At 47.1% G+C, this 16,980-nt stretch carries 19 protein-coding genes; 11 read left to right on the top strand and 8 right to left on the bottom strand.

The genetic code is table 11. From position 1 onward, the window contains the following. Positions 1-11: 11 nt before the first annotated feature. Positions 12-3,317, bottom strand: coding sequence for a MucBP domain-containing protein (locus tag EKM92_RS12290; protein ID WP_125711225.1), 3,306 nt, complete (start codon positions 3,315-3,317; stop codon positions 12-14). 325 nt (positions 3,318-3,642) lie between these two features. Between EKM92_RS12290 and EKM92_RS12285 the strand changes: the two genes are divergently transcribed. The 4 genes from EKM92_RS12285 to EKM92_RS12270 all read left to right on the top strand — a co-directional run bounded on the left by EKM92_RS12285 (position 3,643) and on the right by EKM92_RS12270 (position 4,884). After that, positions 3,643-3,849 (top strand): hypothetical protein, encoded by a 207-nt coding sequence (locus tag EKM92_RS12285; RefSeq protein ID WP_125711223.1) that lies wholly within the window; start codon positions 3,643-3,645, stop codon positions 3,847-3,849. Between the two features lie 13 nt (positions 3,850-3,862). Beyond that, positions 3,863-4,087 (top strand): DUF2922 family protein, encoded by a 225-nt coding sequence (locus EKM92_RS12280; protein ID WP_125711221.1) that lies wholly within the window; start codon positions 3,863-3,865, stop codon positions 4,085-4,087. A 64-nt stretch (positions 4,088-4,151) separates the two neighbouring features. Continuing rightward, positions 4,152-4,319, top strand: a complete 168-nt coding sequence (locus tag EKM92_RS13665) for a YvrJ family protein (RefSeq protein ID WP_191988956.1) — start codon at positions 4,152-4,154, stop codon at positions 4,317-4,319. After that, complete coding sequence (locus EKM92_RS12270) at positions 4,297-4,884, top strand: GH25 family lysozyme (RefSeq protein WP_125711219.1); 588 nt, start codon at positions 4,297-4,299, stop codon at positions 4,882-4,884. Before EKM92_RS13665 ends, EKM92_RS12270 begins: the two co-directional genes overlap by 23 nt. Positions 4,885-4,936: 52 nt before the next feature. Here the strand turns inward: EKM92_RS12270 and EKM92_RS12265 are convergent, their stop codons facing one another. The 7 genes from EKM92_RS12265 to EKM92_RS12235 form a co-directional block, all read right to left on the bottom strand. Next, a complete protein-coding gene (locus EKM92_RS12265; protein WP_125711217.1) occupies positions 4,937-5,212 on the bottom strand; it encodes a hypothetical protein in 276 nt (91 codons plus the stop codon). Then, positions 5,209-5,808 (bottom strand): hypothetical protein, encoded by a 600-nt coding sequence (locus EKM92_RS12260; RefSeq protein ID WP_125711215.1) that lies wholly within the window; start codon positions 5,806-5,808, stop codon positions 5,209-5,211. Before EKM92_RS12260 ends, EKM92_RS12265 begins: the two co-directional genes overlap by 4 nt. A 167-nt stretch (positions 5,809-5,975) precedes the next feature. Next, positions 5,976-6,332, bottom strand: a complete 357-nt coding sequence (locus tag EKM92_RS12255; protein ID WP_125711213.1) for a YxeA family protein — start codon at positions 6,330-6,332, stop codon at positions 5,976-5,978. 78 nt (positions 6,333-6,410) lie between these two features. Next, complete coding sequence (locus EKM92_RS12250; protein ID WP_125711211.1) at positions 6,411-6,704, bottom strand: hypothetical protein; 294 nt, start codon at positions 6,702-6,704, stop codon at positions 6,411-6,413. Next, a complete protein-coding gene (locus EKM92_RS12245; RefSeq protein ID WP_125711209.1) occupies positions 6,692-6,961 on the bottom strand; it encodes a hypothetical protein in 270 nt (89 codons plus the stop codon). Before EKM92_RS12245 ends, EKM92_RS12250 begins: the two co-directional genes overlap by 13 nt. Then, positions 6,948-7,454 (bottom strand): hypothetical protein, encoded by a 507-nt coding sequence (locus EKM92_RS12240; RefSeq protein WP_125711207.1) that lies wholly within the window; start codon positions 7,452-7,454, stop codon positions 6,948-6,950. Before EKM92_RS12240 ends, EKM92_RS12245 begins: the two co-directional genes overlap by 14 nt. 236 nt (positions 7,455-7,690) lie before the next feature. Beyond that, positions 7,691-8,404 (bottom strand): GH25 family lysozyme, encoded by a 714-nt coding sequence (locus EKM92_RS12235; protein ID WP_125711205.1) that lies wholly within the window; start codon positions 8,402-8,404, stop codon positions 7,691-7,693. Between the two features lie 184 nt (positions 8,405-8,588). Here EKM92_RS12235 and EKM92_RS12230 point away from each other — a divergent pair, with 184 nt between their 5' ends. The 7 genes from EKM92_RS12230 (at position 8,589) to EKM92_RS12205 (ending at position 16,979) form a co-directional block, all read left to right on the top strand. After that, positions 8,589-8,780, top strand: coding sequence for a hypothetical protein (locus tag EKM92_RS12230; protein ID WP_125711203.1), 192 nt, complete (start codon positions 8,589-8,591; stop codon positions 8,778-8,780). 12 nt (positions 8,781-8,792) lie between these two features. Further along, the gene (locus EKM92_RS12225) at positions 8,793-9,716 is read left to right on the top strand and encodes an SPFH domain-containing protein (RefSeq protein WP_125711201.1); all 924 of its coding nucleotides are present in this window, start codon (positions 8,793-8,795) and stop codon (positions 9,714-9,716) included. A gap of 126 nt (positions 9,717-9,842) precedes the next feature. Beyond that, a complete protein-coding gene (locus EKM92_RS12220) occupies positions 9,843-10,544 on the top strand; it encodes a type II toxin-antitoxin system death-on-curing family toxin (protein WP_125711199.1) in 702 nt (233 codons plus the stop codon). 30 nt (positions 10,545-10,574) lie between these two features. Further along, a complete protein-coding gene (locus EKM92_RS13635; protein ID WP_164509997.1) occupies positions 10,575-10,742 on the top strand; it encodes a hypothetical protein in 168 nt (55 codons plus the stop codon). A 387-nt stretch (positions 10,743-11,129) separates the two neighbouring features. After that, on the top strand, positions 11,130-14,117 hold the full coding sequence (locus EKM92_RS12215; RefSeq protein WP_125711197.1) for an MSCRAMM family protein: 2,988 nt from the start codon (positions 11,130-11,132) through the stop codon (positions 14,115-14,117). After that, entirely contained in the window at positions 14,114-15,319 is a 1,206-nt protein-coding gene (locus EKM92_RS12210) for a pilin N-terminal domain-containing protein (protein ID WP_125711195.1), read from the top strand. The genes EKM92_RS12215 and EKM92_RS12210 overlap by 4 nt, the downstream gene beginning before the upstream one ends. 13 nt (positions 15,320-15,332) lie before the next feature. Then, positions 15,333-16,979 (top strand): SpaH/EbpB family LPXTG-anchored major pilin, encoded by a 1,647-nt coding sequence (locus tag EKM92_RS12205; RefSeq protein ID WP_125711193.1) that lies wholly within the window; start codon positions 15,333-15,335, stop codon positions 16,977-16,979. Position 16,980: the final 1 nt, after the last annotated feature.

Genomic DNA, 16,980 nt, shown 5'->3' with positions numbered 1-16,980 from the left:
TCCTATTTTGACTAGACGTGACGTTTCTTCAGGTCGATGCCCATCAAGGTGAGTAACGCAGTGATGATACCTAGTCCAGCAACAGTCGCCGCTGAATTGGTGCTATCGCCGTTTTGCGGTAACGTCGCTTGCGTGTTTATCTTGGTGTGGTGATCACCGTGTTTGTCACCGTGGTGTTGCTGGTCAGTCGACGGTGTTGGATTACCAGGGTTATCAGTCGTTGGCGTCGGTGTCGGTGTCGGTTTGCCAGGGTTTGGCGTTGGGTCAGGATCTTTGGCGAATTCCAACGTGATTTCATTATCCCCTGCCACCACCATGAAGTCCGTCGGCAACTTCGTCAGCATCGTGAAGCCGTCAACTGAATCGATCCCAATTGTTGTGAGGTCGACCACATCCCCTGTCGCGCCAAATTTTTCAAAAATTTGATCAGCGATCAGTGGCATTTCACTGCCTGCGACGACAAAGTGCACGATCAACTTCTGGGATTGTCCGCGATATTCCAAGGTAACGTCATTGACCCCTGCCATAACGGTATATGACCCGTCAATGAATGATGCCAAATCATAGCCTTGAATATCGGTATGAATGCCAACATCAGTCAGGTGAAGCATGGTACCAGTCACTGCGAAATTCTCGATGATTTGATCATCAACCAGCTTCGTATCAGTTCCAGCGACCACGAAATGAACCACTAAAGTCTGCGGATCGCCGACATAATTCAACATGACCGCATTCCCTGATGGCATCAGCACATAAGCGGTATCCAATGCATTTTGCAAATGGTAGCCAGCAACTGCAGTATCCAGACCTAAGCTGTTCAAATCGATCGTTTCACCGGTGATGCCGACATTGCCCAATGGACTTGGTGTTTTAAGTTCCTGCCCAGTGGTTCCGTCCAGATAGTAAATCGTCATTGTTGTCGGCAAGCCCAAGTACAGCAAGGTAATCGTATTGTCGCCAGCTTTTAACGTATAGGCGTCATTCAAAATACTTTGTAACGCGTAGCCAGTAACTTCGGTACCGATATTTCTGGTGGTCAAATCGACAATTTGTCCGGTGGTACCGACTTCTCTCAGCGTGGCGTCAGGCCTGATTGCCTTACCAGTCACCGCGTCTTGGTAACGAATCGTGATCGATTGTGGCAAAGCGTTATACAGCAACGTGATCTCGTTGTTTTCAGCCATTAACGTGTACGCCTCGCTCAGGTCAGTTTGCAGGTCATATCCGTTAATGGTGGTGTCTAATCCTTGAGCGGTTAGGTCCACAATTTCCCCTGTCAACCCAATATTCGGCAAGGTGGTCGCAGCTTTGATCTCTTTGCCAGTCATCACGTCTTGGTAATGGATGGTCACTGATTGCGATTCTGGAAGATACATTAGCGTGAGATCATTGCCACTTGCCTTCAAGGTGTAGGCAGGGTTCAAGATGCTTTGCATGGCATAGCCGTTGATCGAGGTGTCGATATTCTTGGTGGTCAAGTCAACATTTTCACCAGTCAACCCGACGTTTGCCAAAGTGGTGGAGTCCTTGAGCTCCTTGCCAGTGATCGCATCAGCGAAGTGAATGGTGAGCGATTGAGGTTCTGCCAGATACAACAAAGTGATGTCATTGCCACTTGGTTTCAAGGTGTATGCCGGATTCAAGGTACTAAACAAGACATAACCTTCAATATCGGGATCGATATCCTTCGTCGAAAGGTCCACCGATTCACCTGTCAGCCCAACGTTTGACAATGTGGTTGGCGCCTTGAGTTCCTTGCCAGTCGTCGCATCAGCGAAGTGAATGGTCACTGACTGTGGTTCTGCGAGATACAACAACGTAATGTCATTGCCATTAGCTTTCAACATATAGGCATTATTCAAGGTGCTTTGCAAGGCATACCCGTCAACTGTGGTGTCTAAACCTTGCACACTCAAGTCCACCACCTCACCAGTCACGCCAACATTTTCAAATGTGGTCGGCGCTTTGAGCTGCGCGCCGCTGACAGCATCTTGGAAGTGCATGGTCACACTTTGCGGTTCAGCGATATATTCCAAATAAACATCCGTACCATTTTCTTGTAAAACTACCGGATGCAAAATACTTTGCAGTTGATACCCGTCAACCTCAGTGTCGATGTCTTGTGCACTTATATCCACAGTGTTACCAGGCAAACCGATGTCTTTCAGCGTCGTCGCTGGCTTCAAGTCTTTACCCGTGGCATCTTGATAATGTACAGTCACTGATGCTTTTGGTTGTGCGGCCTTCAGCTTTGCCAATGCACTTTCCAAACTTGCATAAACATCTGGTGGGATCGCCTCGGTGGTGGCCCCGGCAGCTTGGGCGTCTGCCATGGCTTGTTCTTGCTGTGAAACCGCGTCACTGGCCGCTTGATAGCCTTCAGGTGTCGTGAGGTCTGCGTTATTCACCGCATCGACCATTGCTTGCGCTGTAGCGTTCATGCGTTCTTGAGCGATCATTGGTTTTTGAATGTCGCTAAGTTTCTGCAATGCAGCTTTCAATTCGGTTTGTAAGTTTGCAGGAATATCCGCTAACTTGGCCCCAGCAGCAACTGCTTCCGCCATTGCGGTGTTTTGTTGTTGGGCAATTGCACTCGCAGCGTTATACCCAGCACTTGTCGATAAGTCGTTGTTGTTCACCCCATCGATGATGGTTTGCACTGCCTGATTCAACCGATCTTGCAAAACAGATTGTTTCTGGACGTCGCTGAGCTTCTGCAACGCCGCTTTCAATGCCGTTTGCAGCTCTGGTGAAAGGTCTTCAATTTTCGCACCGGCATCGACGGCTTCTTGCATCGCCACGCTTTGTTGTTGGGCAACGGCACTGGCTGCGTTATACCCTTCACTTGTCAATAAGTCGTTGTTGTTCACGGCATCAACGATGGTTTGCACAGCAGTATTCAACCGTGCTTGCAAAATGGATTGTTTCTGGGCGTCTGCTAACTTTCCTAATGCTGCTTGCATTTGCGCGACTAACTCTGCTGGCACTGCCGACATCTCTGCTCCCGCAGTGGTGGCGGCTTGCATTGCCGCACTTTGTTGACCAACTGCTGCTTGTGCTGCTTCAAACCCTGCTGGCGTCGACAGATCCGCCCCATTTACCGCGTCGATGATGCCTTGCACCGCCGCATTTAGATCCGCTTGCGCAGCCGTTGGATCTGCCGCTGCGACAACTTCAGCTGTCGGATCCCCATCCGCAGCCGACACCGTTTGACTCCCGATCAACGCCGGTACCACCAACATCGCCGCCGCAAGCCCTGCGACCAGCCACCCGCGATGCGTTTTGTACATTTTCTTTGCGCCTTGACGATTGTTCATCAAATTTCACCCCACAATATACCTTCCCATTGCGACAACTTCCCCAGATGGGCGTCACGACAGCGTTTCGCCCGATAAAAATAGACTCGCGATTACTGGGGAGAGCAACCACGAGCCCGTGTGAAAGGAACCCGTCCTATCAGCGACCGTCACCCAACGGCCTAGGTGTCCATAGATCAATGACACCATACTTGTAGTATAGCCAGCTGGAAACGTTTTTTTGTGCAAGATTCAAAAAGTTTGTTTGTCGCGATTGACAAACTGCAATCGTCTGCCATTTAGGTAGTGTCTGGCCAGACAAAACAAATTACTGGGAGGTCATATCATGGCACGGATCAATAAATCATATACAGTCGGCATCAGCGTTAAAGATGCCGACGCCAAGTTGAAGTTACGGACGCTTAAAAGTATCGACCCGCAGATCACCGATGCGACGATCGTGGGCTTGGCGAACTTGGTCAACAGCTTTGACCAAGAAGATTTGCAAAAGCCAACGTTAACCCGCGTCGATGAAATCGAAATCGGGAACTAGGAGGTAGCAGGTCATGAATAACTATGTCATTTCGCTGATTTACACCAATCACCAAAACACCAAAAAGACGTTCAAGATCAGCGGGTTGAAAAACCCGATCACTGAGGTCAAAGCTTTAGAAGCCTTGCAACAATTGCCAGGACTTGGTGGCTTTGTCGACGCAGACGGCGCCCCATTGTACGTTAATCCCGTTCAAGCAGACGTCACCCAAACCGTTAAAACCACCTATACCCTTTAAAGTTGCGGGGGGTCGCAGCCATTATTGGTGAGGGTTTAGGGGTAAGTAAAAGGAAGTGATCATTATGGATCAACTGATCAACAGCATGCTCGATCAAGCCATCGGTGGGTTGATCGCCGTGATCTTGCTGACCAAAATCGATAAGCGCTTAGAGTCAATGACTCAAGCCATGGACACGCTCACTGCAGCCATCAAGGAGGTCCTCACTCATGTCGACACCATTAGTCGCTGATGTTTCTAGCTGGAATCCCGACACCCAAAGCTTTTTCAACTCTTTGGCGCAAAAAGGCGTCAAAGCCGTGATCGTAAAATTAACTGAAGGCACCACTTACACCAATCCCAAAGCCAAAGCCCAGATCCAAGCCGCGTGGAAAGCGGGGATGCACGCCCATGGCTACCACTTCGCCCGCTATCAAACGGCTGCCCAAGCTAAAGCTGAAGCCTTATATTTCGTCAAAGCCGCTAAAGCAGTCGGGTTGAATGGCACCTCTGTGTTAGCCGCAGATGTCGAAGCTGCAGAATTGCCAAAGTCGTCGTTGACCAGCTTGACCAATACGTTCTTGTCAACGGTGAAAGCTGCTGGTTATGGGAAAGTGGACTTTTACACCATGGCCAGCTGGGTGAAAGCCGGCTACTTGAAGCCGTCGCAACTGATCGCCAAAAATATGTGGATCGCCGCTTGGAATGTGTCGATGCCAGGCATTGAGAACGTCGGAACTTGGCAGTTCACCAACAATTTCCAAAATCTTGGCGTGGACATGAGCTACGACTTTCATGGGTTGTATACCAAGATCTGAAATCAGCCGCTACCCTGTTGGGGTGGCGGCTGATTTGTCGTGCAGTTGGGCGTTAAGCTGGACCAAGTATGCGATCTAAGAAGCGATTCCAGCGCGCCGACCAAGAATGGTACTGCTTTTGATATTCTGCATCACGTTCAGCTTGTTCTGCTTTGAGCTCTTGATCAGTCGGAATGTGATCCAGCGGCGGGCCACCAATTAAAGCACGCTGTTCATTAAGATGGTTCAACGTAATGGCATCTTGTTCAGCAACCGGTAACTTGAGATAATCTTCAAAGTCTGGCCAAAAAGCCTTCAATTCTGCTTCTGAATCATTTTTATTGATCATTTCAAATTTTCCCCTTTCAATTGCAAAATTAGTATCTTGATATGGTTCAAACTCGAGGTTTTTAGCATCACATTGATAACAACAGCATATTTGTCTGAAACCAAGAGACGTGAAATTTCCGATCCGACTGCTGCCGTAATTTCATCATTATCGACATAGCCTTTTTGCGCCATCATCCAAGCCAGCCTATCCACATGATGCAAAATAGTTGCCAGTCCTAACTGCGTCGCAACGTCGAGCGCAATTCTTTCAAGCTGCGTGGCTTTATCCGATGCATCACTCAACCTAGGCTCGATAGTCGCCATCATCCGGTCAAATTTAGTGATAAAGGCAATCACCAACAAGCGAATCTTGTCGTTGTAGTAATCCAGCCCTTCACCTGTCTTGTCAGCACGTCGAAAGCGATTATCTTGCCAGCGCATCGTTTCTTTGCGAACCGTACCAAAGAATGCCAAGGTCGTTCCAGAGATCCCGACGCCTAACAACTGCGACCAGCCAACTTGCATCCGATCACGAAAATACCACGTACCGAGTAGTCCTGCACCTGCAGCGATCAGACCGACGAGTAACCAAATTCCGATACCCCATTTTCGCATGTTTTGCCCTCCTTTGCGTCTGGGTGGTGGAGAAATAATATTATTTCTCCTCACTTAATAGATATGCGAAAAATGGCCAAAAGTTTTTTGACAGTTCGATTACATTGCGAGAATATTGGTATCACGGCATTTCGTGGTAGCAAAAAAGCCGCCAACGATCGGCAGCTTTACTCAAGTTTTTGGATGGCAGACTTAGGAACATCAGATTTCTCGACGGCTTCCCAAGCGGTGACACCTTTTTTCAAATTGTAGGTCACTTTCAAATATGCCCCAACGCGCAATGGCCGCGACTTGTTGGCGTTAAACACCAAGGTTTGGGACTGGCCTTGCTTGTCGTAGCCTGGTTGGTTGTAGCGATAGTCGACATACACCCTGCCGGCATCATCTTGCGGGGCGATTTTGGTGCCGGTGGTGGTGATCTTGGTGTAATACGATTCGCCGCCGTAATACGTGATTTCATACAGCTTCAACCCGCCAAACACCAACACCACAAACAATACCAACCCGATCAAAAACTTTTTCATATGCCTCACCTCACCATTATTATCGCAAAAATTCAGGTGTGATGCGCGAACGGTTTTGTAAGGTGAGCACGATCTTCGTTAAGCTTCCGTGTCCCACAATATCGCCCAAGCGCGGCGAAAACGTTGCGTGAAACTTTTTTTCTTGGCTGAGCCATATAGCTTTTGTCGTGCCACTTCAATTTCTTCATCGGTCAACAGCCGCTTGATCGGTGCCAAGCCTGCTTTCATCAGGCCATCATTCACCACGCTGACCACATAAGCCTCACGCTGGTCCTCCGGAATCGCGATAAATTCTGCATAGCCGGACAACTCACGCTTGCGATATTCCAGTTTTTCTTCATCAGTCATGAGTTGCAGATCTATTTGTTCCAAAGAATCACCCAAGCCCGCTGGAAACGACGACGAAAAGTTAACTTTTTCGCGGGTGCATGCAATTTTCGACGGGCGCTCTCCAACTCTTCATCTGTCAGCAATCGATCAATTGGATCCATTCCTGCATTGATCAATGCCTCATTCACATGGCCCAAAACGTAAGCCTCACGCTGATCTTCTGGAATCGCGAGAAATTCAGCGAATCCGGGAACCACCTGCTTCTCATATTCGATGATTTCTCGATCACTTTTCATCATGTGTCGGTACCTCCTTTAACTTTTCAATCAGATAGTCAAGATTCCGTATGCTTGAATGCCGAAGCAACTGCAAGATGACCACTTCGTACTGCTCATTCAATAATAATCGCTTGAGTTCAGAAGCGATTGAATACAGGATTTCCTCTTGATAGAGATAACTCGTTTGTTTCAATAGCCATCCGAGATGATCTAAAAGATGCAATATCGTCGCTAATTCCAATTTTGTTGCCAAATCTAATTGAAACTGGATTTGCAGTCGCAATGCACCAGCGCCTTTGTCAGATTTCGGTTTAAATTGAACGGCTTCCTTGTCAAACTCACGCATGAACACGATTACCAGTTTCCTGATTTCGTTGTTATAAAAGGCAATGATTTTGGACGTATTGTCGATTCGCCGCATATGCGAGTCCTGCCAACGAATGGTTTCGCTGCGGATCCGCGACACCACCGCCATGACACCACTAGAGATGCCGATGCCGATCAGCTGTGCCAACCCAGCGTAATGCCGGAATACCCACATCCCCCACTTGCTGCTTTCCATTTTTTCATATTTTGCCCTCCCATACCACAATTCGTCGCAGAAATAATATTTTCCCTACTCACTTATATATATTTGCGAAAACTGGGCCAAAACATACTCGCAGTCGTTCAAAACGTGGCCGCAACAACGAAAAAAGCCGCCGACCTCCGTGAGGTCAACGACTTGACGAACTATTCCATTTTCAGCAATTACGGTAAACTGGTACCTTTCGTATATACGACGCAGTCAAAGGTTTGGTCAGTGCCCCCATTTGGCAACTTGGCATTAGCATATTCCCAATAACTGCCAGTCGCAGGCTTTTTACTTGAGATCACATACCGCGCAGCACTCGGCGCTACTGATTTGATGGTCGCAAGCGTCGAGGCACTGCCCATTAACACGACGCCTTGTTGATAGTGAGCTTGCAACAAACTGATCAAACTGGTGAGATTTCGTGCCACCACCGACGATTTCGGCGGGTCGCTGGCATAATTTCCGTAATATGTCACATAGATGCCGATCGGCAATTCACCGGCGTCAGCGACATGTTTGATGAAGTTCTCTGCTTGCGCTTGCGGCGTGGAGTCGAAGCTGAAATAGTGATAAGCCCCGACTTTCAAACTTCCGGCGCGCGATTGGTTGGTGGCAAAATTATCATCAACAAAGCTCGCACCTTGCGTGGCTTTGAGGTAAACGAAGCTCACCCCGCCTGCTTCCAGTTCTGAGGAATCCAGCACCCCGTCAGCTTGGCTCATCCGCACGCCGAGCTCTGGGTATTTGGCCACGCTAGGACGGGGATTGCGGTGCAACCACCACCACACGCCACCGACCGCGGCAGCCAGCACAGCAAGTACTACGATCACAATGATAATTTTTCGCCGGCGGTCATAAGTATCCGCATAAATTGGGCGCTTGGCACGCATGGTGTCACCTCCTGCATGCCTGATATTATACCGCACGAACCACGGCTGTGGCCATGAGGTGTCAGTTTTGTCACATCACTAAAAATCAGACTTTGGGCTGATGCTCACAAACTTTTTGCGACTAGAATTGCGTTATCAATTGAATTCCAGTACGATGGAAGCGGAAGCATAAGGAGTGAGAAATATGTTAGATGACCGCTTGATCAAAACCATTTTCACTTTACCCACTGCCACGTCTGGGGAAATTCAATTGTATGGGATCTTCTACCACTACCGCGTGTTAGGTGAGGCAGCACCTGGCGACCAAGTGGTAGTCGTTGCCGCGGATCGAGACGGCTTATCAGTCCGCAAATTGGGGTATGAGTTAGATTTTTAAGGAGGAGTTTTTATGATTTTAACAATCGTCTTCGGCGTTGTCGCCGTTATCTTAATTTTGATCATTGCCGTGATCTTGTTCACAAGTGTTGCCATTATTCATACTGGGGAAGTCGGGATCGTCGAACGTTTAGGGAAATACGTCCAAACCTTGCAACCAGGCTTCCACGTGGTGCCACCGATCATTTATCGCATCACCGAAATCGTCAACATGAAACAAATTCCACTGAAAGTTGACGAACAAGAAGTGATCACCAAAGATAACGTGGTCGTCCGCATTTCAGAAACTTTGAAATACCACATCACTGACGTCAACGCATATGTTTACCAAAACAAAGACTCAGTGTTGTCCATGGTGCAAGATACTCGTGCAAACTTACGTGGGATCATCGGGAACATGGACTTAAACGATGTGTTGAATGGCACTGAAACCATCAACCAAACCCTTTTCACCCAAATCGCTGAAACCACTGCCGGCTACGGGTTAAACGTCGACCGGGTCAACATCGACTCGATCAAAGTCGACACCACCATTCAAGATTCCATGAACAAGCTGCTGCGCGCCAGCCGTGAAAAAGAAGCCAACATCATGGAAGCTGAAGGTCACAAACAAGCTGCCATCGCCAAAGCCGAAGGTGAAAAGCAAGCCTCCATTTTGGAAGCCGAAGCCAACAAGCAGACTCAGATCTTGCAAGCCCAAGGTCGCGCGGAATCCCAACGTTTGATCGCCGAAGCCGTCAAAGATCAAATCAATTCCATCAACGCTGGTCTTGAACACGATGGCGATTTGTATCTGAAGTATAAGAACGTCGAAGCCCTTGAAGCCTTAGCCAAAGGTGATTCAAATACCGTGGTCTTACCATCGACTGCCGTTGATTCACTTGGTCAGATCCCAGCAGTTGGGCAAGTGCTTAACGCCACCCAAAATAAGAAGTGATCAATTGAAGTGCGTTGCCGATAACGGCGGCGCGCTTTTTGGTTGCCAAGCGTGAAGTCTCTACTGTAGAATAATAAGTATCCCGATTGAATTCACTAACAGGTAGAGATAAGTAGGTGATTCCATTTGAACGAACCAACTGAATATGTCAAATGCCAAGGAAACTCGGATATTCAATATAACCAGTTTACGCAGGCTGTTGTTCAAAAGTATGCATATGAAACTCATGCGAGCGGAAATTTTAGTGTTCGGATTGAAAAAATAGGTACCACTGCAGACAATGAACACTCAATTATCAAGTTGTTTCATGAAGATCAACTCGTATCTCATTACAATATCCTATTTGCAAGCTGGGTACGCAAACTCACACCTGAGGCCATGGCAGACATCAATACACAAGCCGAAAAGATGTTTCGCGAAGAATATTTTTATGGTGTCAAAGACTGTAATACCTTAAGCGCCATCCTCGCTTCAGTCCAAGAAAGCTACTTCGGCGTTGATCCATACGAAGGTGTCGTGAGCAAAGCAGCTACCTTATGGTACAAAATTGCCACATCTCAAGTATTTCACAACGGAAATAAACGCACTGCTTTGTTGAGTGGGATTATTTTCTTGGACATCAACGGCTTTTCCCTAAACGAACCCAACGGAAATGAACTTTACGAAATCACAAAAAAAGTCGCAAATCACCAATTCTCTGCTAAAAGCCTTGAATCCTATATCTTACAACGGCTTATTGTTAAAACGTATAACTCAATTGACGCTGCCAAATCAGCAACGGGCTGGGCAATTCGAATGAAATTAAATATTGATAATCCAGAAAACTAAGGTATAATAGCGTCACTAGGAGGTGCAACCATGACAATCGATGTCACTATTACTGACGAAGCAAAAGCCTTGATCAAACAACATGAGTCAGACTATCAAGAGCATGCGTTGACCCGCGAAGAACTTAAGCAATCTCTCGAACACGTGCTGTCAGATAAGCAAATTTACAAAGCCGTAAAAAAACTAGCAGCTGAATAGTTGCCATGATTGAAGCGCGTTGCCGATAACGGTGGCGCGCTTTTTGAATGTTCGGCGGTACAACAACCTAATCAAATCGAAAAAACAATCGCCTAAGATTTCAAGTCGAAACTGATAAATATCCTGTTTCTCCCCTACCAATAAATTGGTAAGGGATTTTTTATATGATAATTTTCTAATTTTTATTTGTGAAAACGTATAAAATCTGCGCCGGTATGACGCTTTTTTGGATTGCTCAAAAAAAGTTTTAAAGTTTGCGATGCACCTGATTACCGTTCAGAATCGTCATTTTGCTAAACTTAAATTGTAGAAGTAATGGTCAATATAAGCGGGAGGTGTGCCATGGTCATTCACAATACTGGATAACACATTGAAAGGGGGGAGAAAATGATGCAACGCAAGATGATCCACGGCTTTTTAGCGGCTTTGCTGGTCGTGATGCAGCTTTGCACATTAGTCGGCATCCGGCATGTGCAAGCCGTCGAATCGCCTAAGGTTGAACAAACCTTGATCGATTCCGACGACTTAACGCTCAAAGCGACCGGTGTGCAAAACGGCGATTTGATCGATTGGACCTTGCAATATAAACGCAAGGCCAGCCCTGCCCCACGTGCATTGAAAGTTGAGGTCAAAGCTGATGACACTGCTTTGACCCCGATCAATGCCACTGACTGGCATGAACTGCAAGCTGCTGACACACAGTGGTGGCAAGAAAAAGATTTTACCACTGAAACAACCGGCAGTTTGCGTTATCAAACGCCGATCACCCAAACTAGCTTGGCGATCATGGCCCAACTAGATGAACAACCAGTTGCTGCAGCAACTGAAGCAAGTCCAGTTGCCACTGAACCACAGTTGAACGTCGACTTACTTGATGATCAAGTCGCGGGTCCACACACAGTCACCCTCACCTTACCTGAGGTGGAACAACCTGTGCCAGATCCAGAAGACGAAGCTGCTCAAGCAGAAGCAACGGAAGAATCAGTGGTGACCGCTGAACTACCAGCAGCACCAACTGCACAAGCTGATGCCTCAACGCTCAACAAAGCCGCCAACGAAACCGTCATTAAACCAAGCACCGCCACCTTTCAAGCACAAAACTTAGTGTTAACCTTAGGGGCTCGCGCTGATTTAAAGATGAATGTCTTAGATAAGACTGGCGCCGACCGAAAACTTGGTGAAATTGTCACCAAAACCGCGGATAATCGTTGGAAATATGACTCTGAAGCCACGATGCGAACGCACACTTCTAGTGACTATGTTGAAGGCTCAACCAGCCGTGCTGTGATTTTCGAAGATAACAGCACGATTGCAGATGCAAAGATAGAACTTTCTTACTCACATGTTGGCTACGTCCAAGATCAAGACGGGAATAACCTGCCTGTGGGTGCCTATGTCGAAGTCCAAAACATGACTTTCCGTTCGGTGGAATGGGATGAAAGCACAATGGCGATCGATTTTTCCAACAACTTCTACTCAGGGGTTTCGATTGCCAATATGCGTCACTTTGATTGGAATGTCACCTTCTTTTTACAAGATGACGTGCATACGAAAATCGAATTTTCAGCCGACTCTGAAGCCAAGCTCACTTTCACCTCGTTAAATCCTGGTGAATTCGTTGCAGCTAAAACACCAAATTTGACTTTCTCGACAGCCGATCCGAATTCGGTGCGTGAAACAAACTTGAGTCCTGATCGCTTGGTGCCGGACTATCGGGGTACCACCAGTGATCCAAACAGTTGGGAAAGCTTCATTCGTTATGGCTGGCCGAGCGGTGGAACCCTTGGCATCAAAGCCTATACTTCACACAAGTGGGGTAACTGGGATGAAACAGATCCAGACAAGATCGTCACAACAAAAGAATGGCAAGACCGCTTGGGTACACCGAGTTTTGGGAACGGGGCCGCGGCTTTCACTTTAATCGGTAGCACCTTCTCATTCACTCGCGGGACTTACTCCAAAGGTCAACAAACTTGGCTGGCGAATGCCTCTGGCGATGCGAAGTTCACGATACCAAAACTCGAGAACAACAAATCAATTTCCGCTGTTGGTAATAATGCTGGTGGTTCTGAAGCCGATATTGAAAATATTGGCGGCCAACCTTACACAGCTAACGAACTTGACGGCAATTCTGTTGACACACAAGCTGATGCCGGTGCACCGATGTATTACTACATCAACCAACAAACCTACAAGGTCATTGAAGAACTGGTGTCGCGTCCGCAAAGAATTGTGATTTCAGATCTGTTACCTGAAGGCATGGTGCTGTATAGCGATAATGTTGATGCTGACATATTGATATTTAATGAACGGCCAGTTGATAACAAAAATCGCTATTTAACGCCAGAACCAATCAAACCGGTAATGGTGGGTGGTCGACAACAATTGACCATCACCTTGCCAGCTAGCGAAGTGATGAAAATTCCTTTTGGTGGTGGCTTCTTCTCCATTCGCGTCCGGGTAAAAACTACCTATGATCGCGACGAGATCAAAGAACAACAAACCATGACCAACGAAGCCACAGTCAAAATGTATGGCAGTTTGAACGAACTCGCCTACGACAAAACCACTGATCCAGTCACCGTTTTCGTGACACCAAAAGCACCTGACCCAGTGGATCCAGCTTTCAAAAAAGTTGACGACTTCGGTCAGGCCGTGAAAGACGTGACCTTTGGCCTATTCACCACTGCAGATGCCAATGGTGACCCAGTCCAAACACAAACGTCTACGAGTGACGGAACTGTTAAATTTACAAAAATCGCACCAGGCGACTATTGGTTGAAGGAAACTTACACACCTACAGGGTATGTGCCGTTGACAGAGGCCATTGCCATCACTGTGAATGAAGATGGTTCAATCACTTGGCCGAAAGATTGGCAACACAACAACCAAGTCGTCAATGATCTCAAACGTTGGACAATTGAACTAGAGAAAACAGATGACGAACAAAAACGCTTAGCTCACGCGGAATTCCAGTTGAGTACCGCCAACGGCACTGTGATCACCAGTGGCATCACGACCACAAACGCGAACTTGATATTAGCCTCTGATCAATTGATTCCAGGCACCTACGCCTTGGAAGAAACCAAAGCCCCAACTGGCTTTGCGAAACTAAATGGCAAATTCACTTTCACGTTGAACATTGATGGGACCATTTCAAGCCTGAAATATACTGGGAGCGATCTCACTGACAAACAATACCGATGGGAGGTTGCTAACCACAAACTACACTTGACCCTTGAAAACAATGCTGAAGAAATTCCATTACCAGTCACGGGTGGTGACGGGATCAAAGCATTGATCACCATGGCGGTCATGATGATGTTGTTAGCCTTGATGCTTGGTTGGCACTGGCGAAAGGAGGCCCTACGATGAGAAAACTGATCGCATTTTTATCGCTGATGGCCTTCGCCTTGATCGCTTTTGGCAACCAACGGGTCCACGCTAGCGCCGACACCACGACTTTGACGCTGCACAAGCGGATCTATCGGGATGCCCGCTTAGCAGGACTCGACAATTGGGAGTACAACAACCAAGGCCAAGCGATCATTCAAACGGATGAGTCCTTTGGTCTCAATGGCGCAAACTTTGATGTTTATGACGCCACTGAATTGTATGACAAAGCACATGAAGATGGCGAATCTGAACAAGACTTCGCGAAACGGTTGGCGGGATTGGATTGCAAATCTGGTTCAGCGTTAGCGAAAGCCTATGATTTGCCACTGGTGACGACCTTAAAAACTGGTACTGTCAACGGTGAAGACGGCGTGGTCAGCCTCGACGTTCCCAATATTTCCGCCGATCAAAACGCCGCTTACTTGTTGATCGAAACTAGCGTCGATGCAGATATCTTGCTTAACGTCGATTTAACGAAGAAAGCCGCGCCGATCTACTTGCGCCTTGGCACCAAAGATCGCATGGATGTGATCCACCTTTATCCTAAAAACGTCGGTTACGTCCGCGATCCTTATTTCTTCAAATTTGGCCGTCAACTTGACGGCAGTGAAAAGCGACTCAAAGGCGTCACCTTCGCCTTGTATCGCATTGAACCCAATGGTGAAAAGCTTTACCTGGATAATACGCCAGTGTTTGACTTGAAGAACAGCTGGATCACAACCACTGACCCACTGAACCATCCTCAAGTCGCGAAATTCGTCTCTGACGATAACGGCTTAGTCGATTCCGGGGAACGTTTCTTACCTGCTGGGACTTACTACTTCGAAGAATTAGCCAGTGTTGCCGGCTATAGCTCAGAGATCAAAGATGTGGAAGTGATCATTCCCGCCACTTGGTACGACGATGCTGGCAACTATCTCTCCGTTACCGTTAACGGTGAAGTGATGGAAGAAACCCTTTCTGGGGTCGTAAAAGAATCAAGTATTCAAGCTGGTCGTCCACGGGTTTACAACAATCAAGTTGGGACTGCTCAGCCAACAACACCAAGCAAACCAAGTACCAACAAACCTAGTACCATTTTACCAGCCATGGGCACTGCAATTTCTTGGTTGGCAGTTTTGATCGGTGCGGTATTCATGATCGCAGCGATAAATTGGATGAAGAAGAACCGTTCACTTTAGGGGGAAAAACAATATGAAAACCACCAAGCTTACCCGCACCCTGTTAACTGGGATGATGACTTGCACGATGGCATTAACTGCAATGTCTGTGAGTACATTCGTGAGTCCCAGCGTGACGCATACAGTATTAGCAGATGACAAAGAACCGATTCCTGAAGAATTTAGTCTGAATCTTCACAAGAAACAAGTTTTTGACGGATTCCACTTCGAGAATGATGGATCCAGTAGTAGTTGGTTGGATGAGGAATATGCTGGCTTAGCAGGCGTCGATTTTGAAGTCTATAACGTCACACAATGGTTCTATGACATGAAAGCTTTGCCAGGCAACGAAGACAAAACCGATGATGAAATTACGAAGATGATGAGCGACGCTTGGGATTATGATACGCCTAAAGGTGACTATGTCAGCACCATTACAACTGACGGAAACGGGACTGCCAACACTAAATTAACGACAAAGACTAAAGTGAACAATAACATGGTTTACAGCCTGTATATGTTTGTCGAACTCACAGACGAAGAGAGCTCTAACGCAGCGTTTGTGAATGCCCGCCCGTTTACTTTGGGAATGAACAAAAAATTAGCGACACAACCACAAGTTGACTTATATGCCAAGAACTACGGGGTCTTAAAAGACTTAGTTGACGAAAAAGACGAAGCCCTGAAAGACGGCTATTACAGTTACAATGTGGGCGATGATCTCACCTATATTTCCAGCGCTCCGATTCCCGATACTAAATTTATGGGCGAAGGCGGCTACACCGGTTTTCGCTTCCTTGATCAAATGACGCTTGCGGGGACTGACTTCGTTAGAGTGGACGACATTTATGTGATGAAAGGCGACGAAAAATTCTCGGTCAAGGAAGATTTTGATGCCGTAACAAGTTTCATCTCTTCAAAAGATGAAGGCTGGCAAAACGACCAACGTAAACACGCTGGTTTTGAATACAATTTAGACTTTAGTAACTGGGAAGAATGGACACATGAACAACTCGTGATCCTTGACCGCTTGTTGCAGAACATTGGCAGAGAACAATTATTCTTCAAATACACGATGAAGATCAATGAAGATGCGACCCCATATCAAAGTATCGGCAACAAATTCTACGGTTACTTCACCAATCAACATGACACGTATGAAACTGTTGATGATGCCCCAGAAGTTGAAACTGGTGGTCACGAATTTGTGAAGCTTGATGCTGAAACCGACGATGGATTGAAAGGTGCTTACTTTAAGATCAGTCGTGTCGGCAAAGACGGCAAAACGGAATTTGCCAAGTTATTGGATGATGACAACAAAGTGATCTCCAGCACTGACGGAATCTACAAACCTGCCAAAATCGAGTGGGGCAGCGAAGCGGATGCCACTGAAATCGTCTCAGCAGACAAAGGCCACTTAGCAATTTACGGGTTAAAGACTGGCACTTACAACTTGAAAGAAACCAAAGCGCCAACTGGCTATACGTTTGAGAAGGCTAATACCGAATTTAAGGTGTATGAAGCCAGCGTTGCGACACAAACGCTCAAGTCAGAAAGCGTCTTCAACACCCCAGGGAGCTCGATCTTACCAACAACTGGTGGTATCGGGATCGTGACCTTCCTCGCAGTCGGTGCACTTGCTATGGGTGGTGCCTTAGTTTACAAGAAGAAACAAGCGTAGT

The sequence above is a fragment of the Lacticaseibacillus porcinae genome (assembly GCF_003946305.1).
Classification (GTDB): domain Bacteria; phylum Bacillota; class Bacilli; order Lactobacillales; family Lactobacillaceae; genus Lacticaseibacillus; species Lacticaseibacillus porcinae.
The sequence above is the reverse complement of the archived record's forward strand: the minus strand, read 5'-3'. Positions and strand labels throughout refer to the sequence as shown.

Excerpts from the sequence above, each read along its gene's own strand:
- EKM92_RS13635 (WP_164509997.1), top strand. The coding sequence starts at position 10,575 with ATGACAATCGATGTCACTATTACTGACGAAGCAAAAGCCTTGATCAAA.
- EKM92_RS13665 (WP_191988956.1), top strand. The coding sequence starts at position 4,152 with ATGGATCAACTGATCAACAGCATGCTCGATCAAGCCATCGGTGGGTTG.
- EKM92_RS12265 (WP_125711217.1), bottom strand. The coding sequence starts at position 5,212 with ATGATCAATAAAAATGATTCAGAAGCAGAATTGAAGGCTTTTTGGCCA.
- EKM92_RS12285 (WP_125711223.1), top strand. The coding sequence starts at position 3,643 with ATGGCACGGATCAATAAATCATATACAGTCGGCATCAGCGTTAAAGAT.
- EKM92_RS12245 (WP_125711209.1), bottom strand. The coding sequence starts at position 6,961 with ATGATGAAAAGTGATCGAGAAATCATCGAATATGAGAAGCAGGTGGTT.
- EKM92_RS12255 (WP_125711213.1), bottom strand. The coding sequence starts at position 6,332 with ATGAAAAAGTTTTTGATCGGGTTGGTATTGTTTGTGGTGTTGGTGTTT.
- EKM92_RS12225 (WP_125711201.1), top strand. The coding sequence starts at position 8,793 with ATGATTTTAACAATCGTCTTCGGCGTTGTCGCCGTTATCTTAATTTTG.
- EKM92_RS12260 (WP_125711215.1), bottom strand. The coding sequence starts at position 5,808 with ATGCGAAAATGGGGTATCGGAATTTGGTTACTCGTCGGTCTGATCGCT.
- EKM92_RS12270 (WP_125711219.1), top strand. The coding sequence starts at position 4,297 with ATGTCGACACCATTAGTCGCTGATGTTTCTAGCTGGAATCCCGACACC.
- EKM92_RS12210 (WP_125711195.1), top strand. The coding sequence starts at position 14,114 with ATGAGAAAACTGATCGCATTTTTATCGCTGATGGCCTTCGCCTTGATC.
- EKM92_RS12290 (WP_125711225.1), bottom strand. The coding sequence starts at position 3,317 with ATGAACAATCGTCAAGGCGCAAAGAAAATGTACAAAACGCATCGCGGG.
- EKM92_RS12235 (WP_125711205.1), bottom strand. The coding sequence starts at position 8,404 with ATGCGTGCCAAGCGCCCAATTTATGCGGATACTTATGACCGCCGGCGA.
- EKM92_RS12280 (WP_125711221.1), top strand. The coding sequence starts at position 3,863 with ATGAATAACTATGTCATTTCGCTGATTTACACCAATCACCAAAACACC.
- EKM92_RS12205 (WP_125711193.1), top strand. The coding sequence starts at position 15,333 with ATGAAAACCACCAAGCTTACCCGCACCCTGTTAACTGGGATGATGACT.
- EKM92_RS12215 (WP_125711197.1), top strand. The coding sequence starts at position 11,130 with ATGATGCAACGCAAGATGATCCACGGCTTTTTAGCGGCTTTGCTGGTC.
- EKM92_RS12230 (WP_125711203.1), top strand. The coding sequence starts at position 8,589 with ATGTTAGATGACCGCTTGATCAAAACCATTTTCACTTTACCCACTGCC.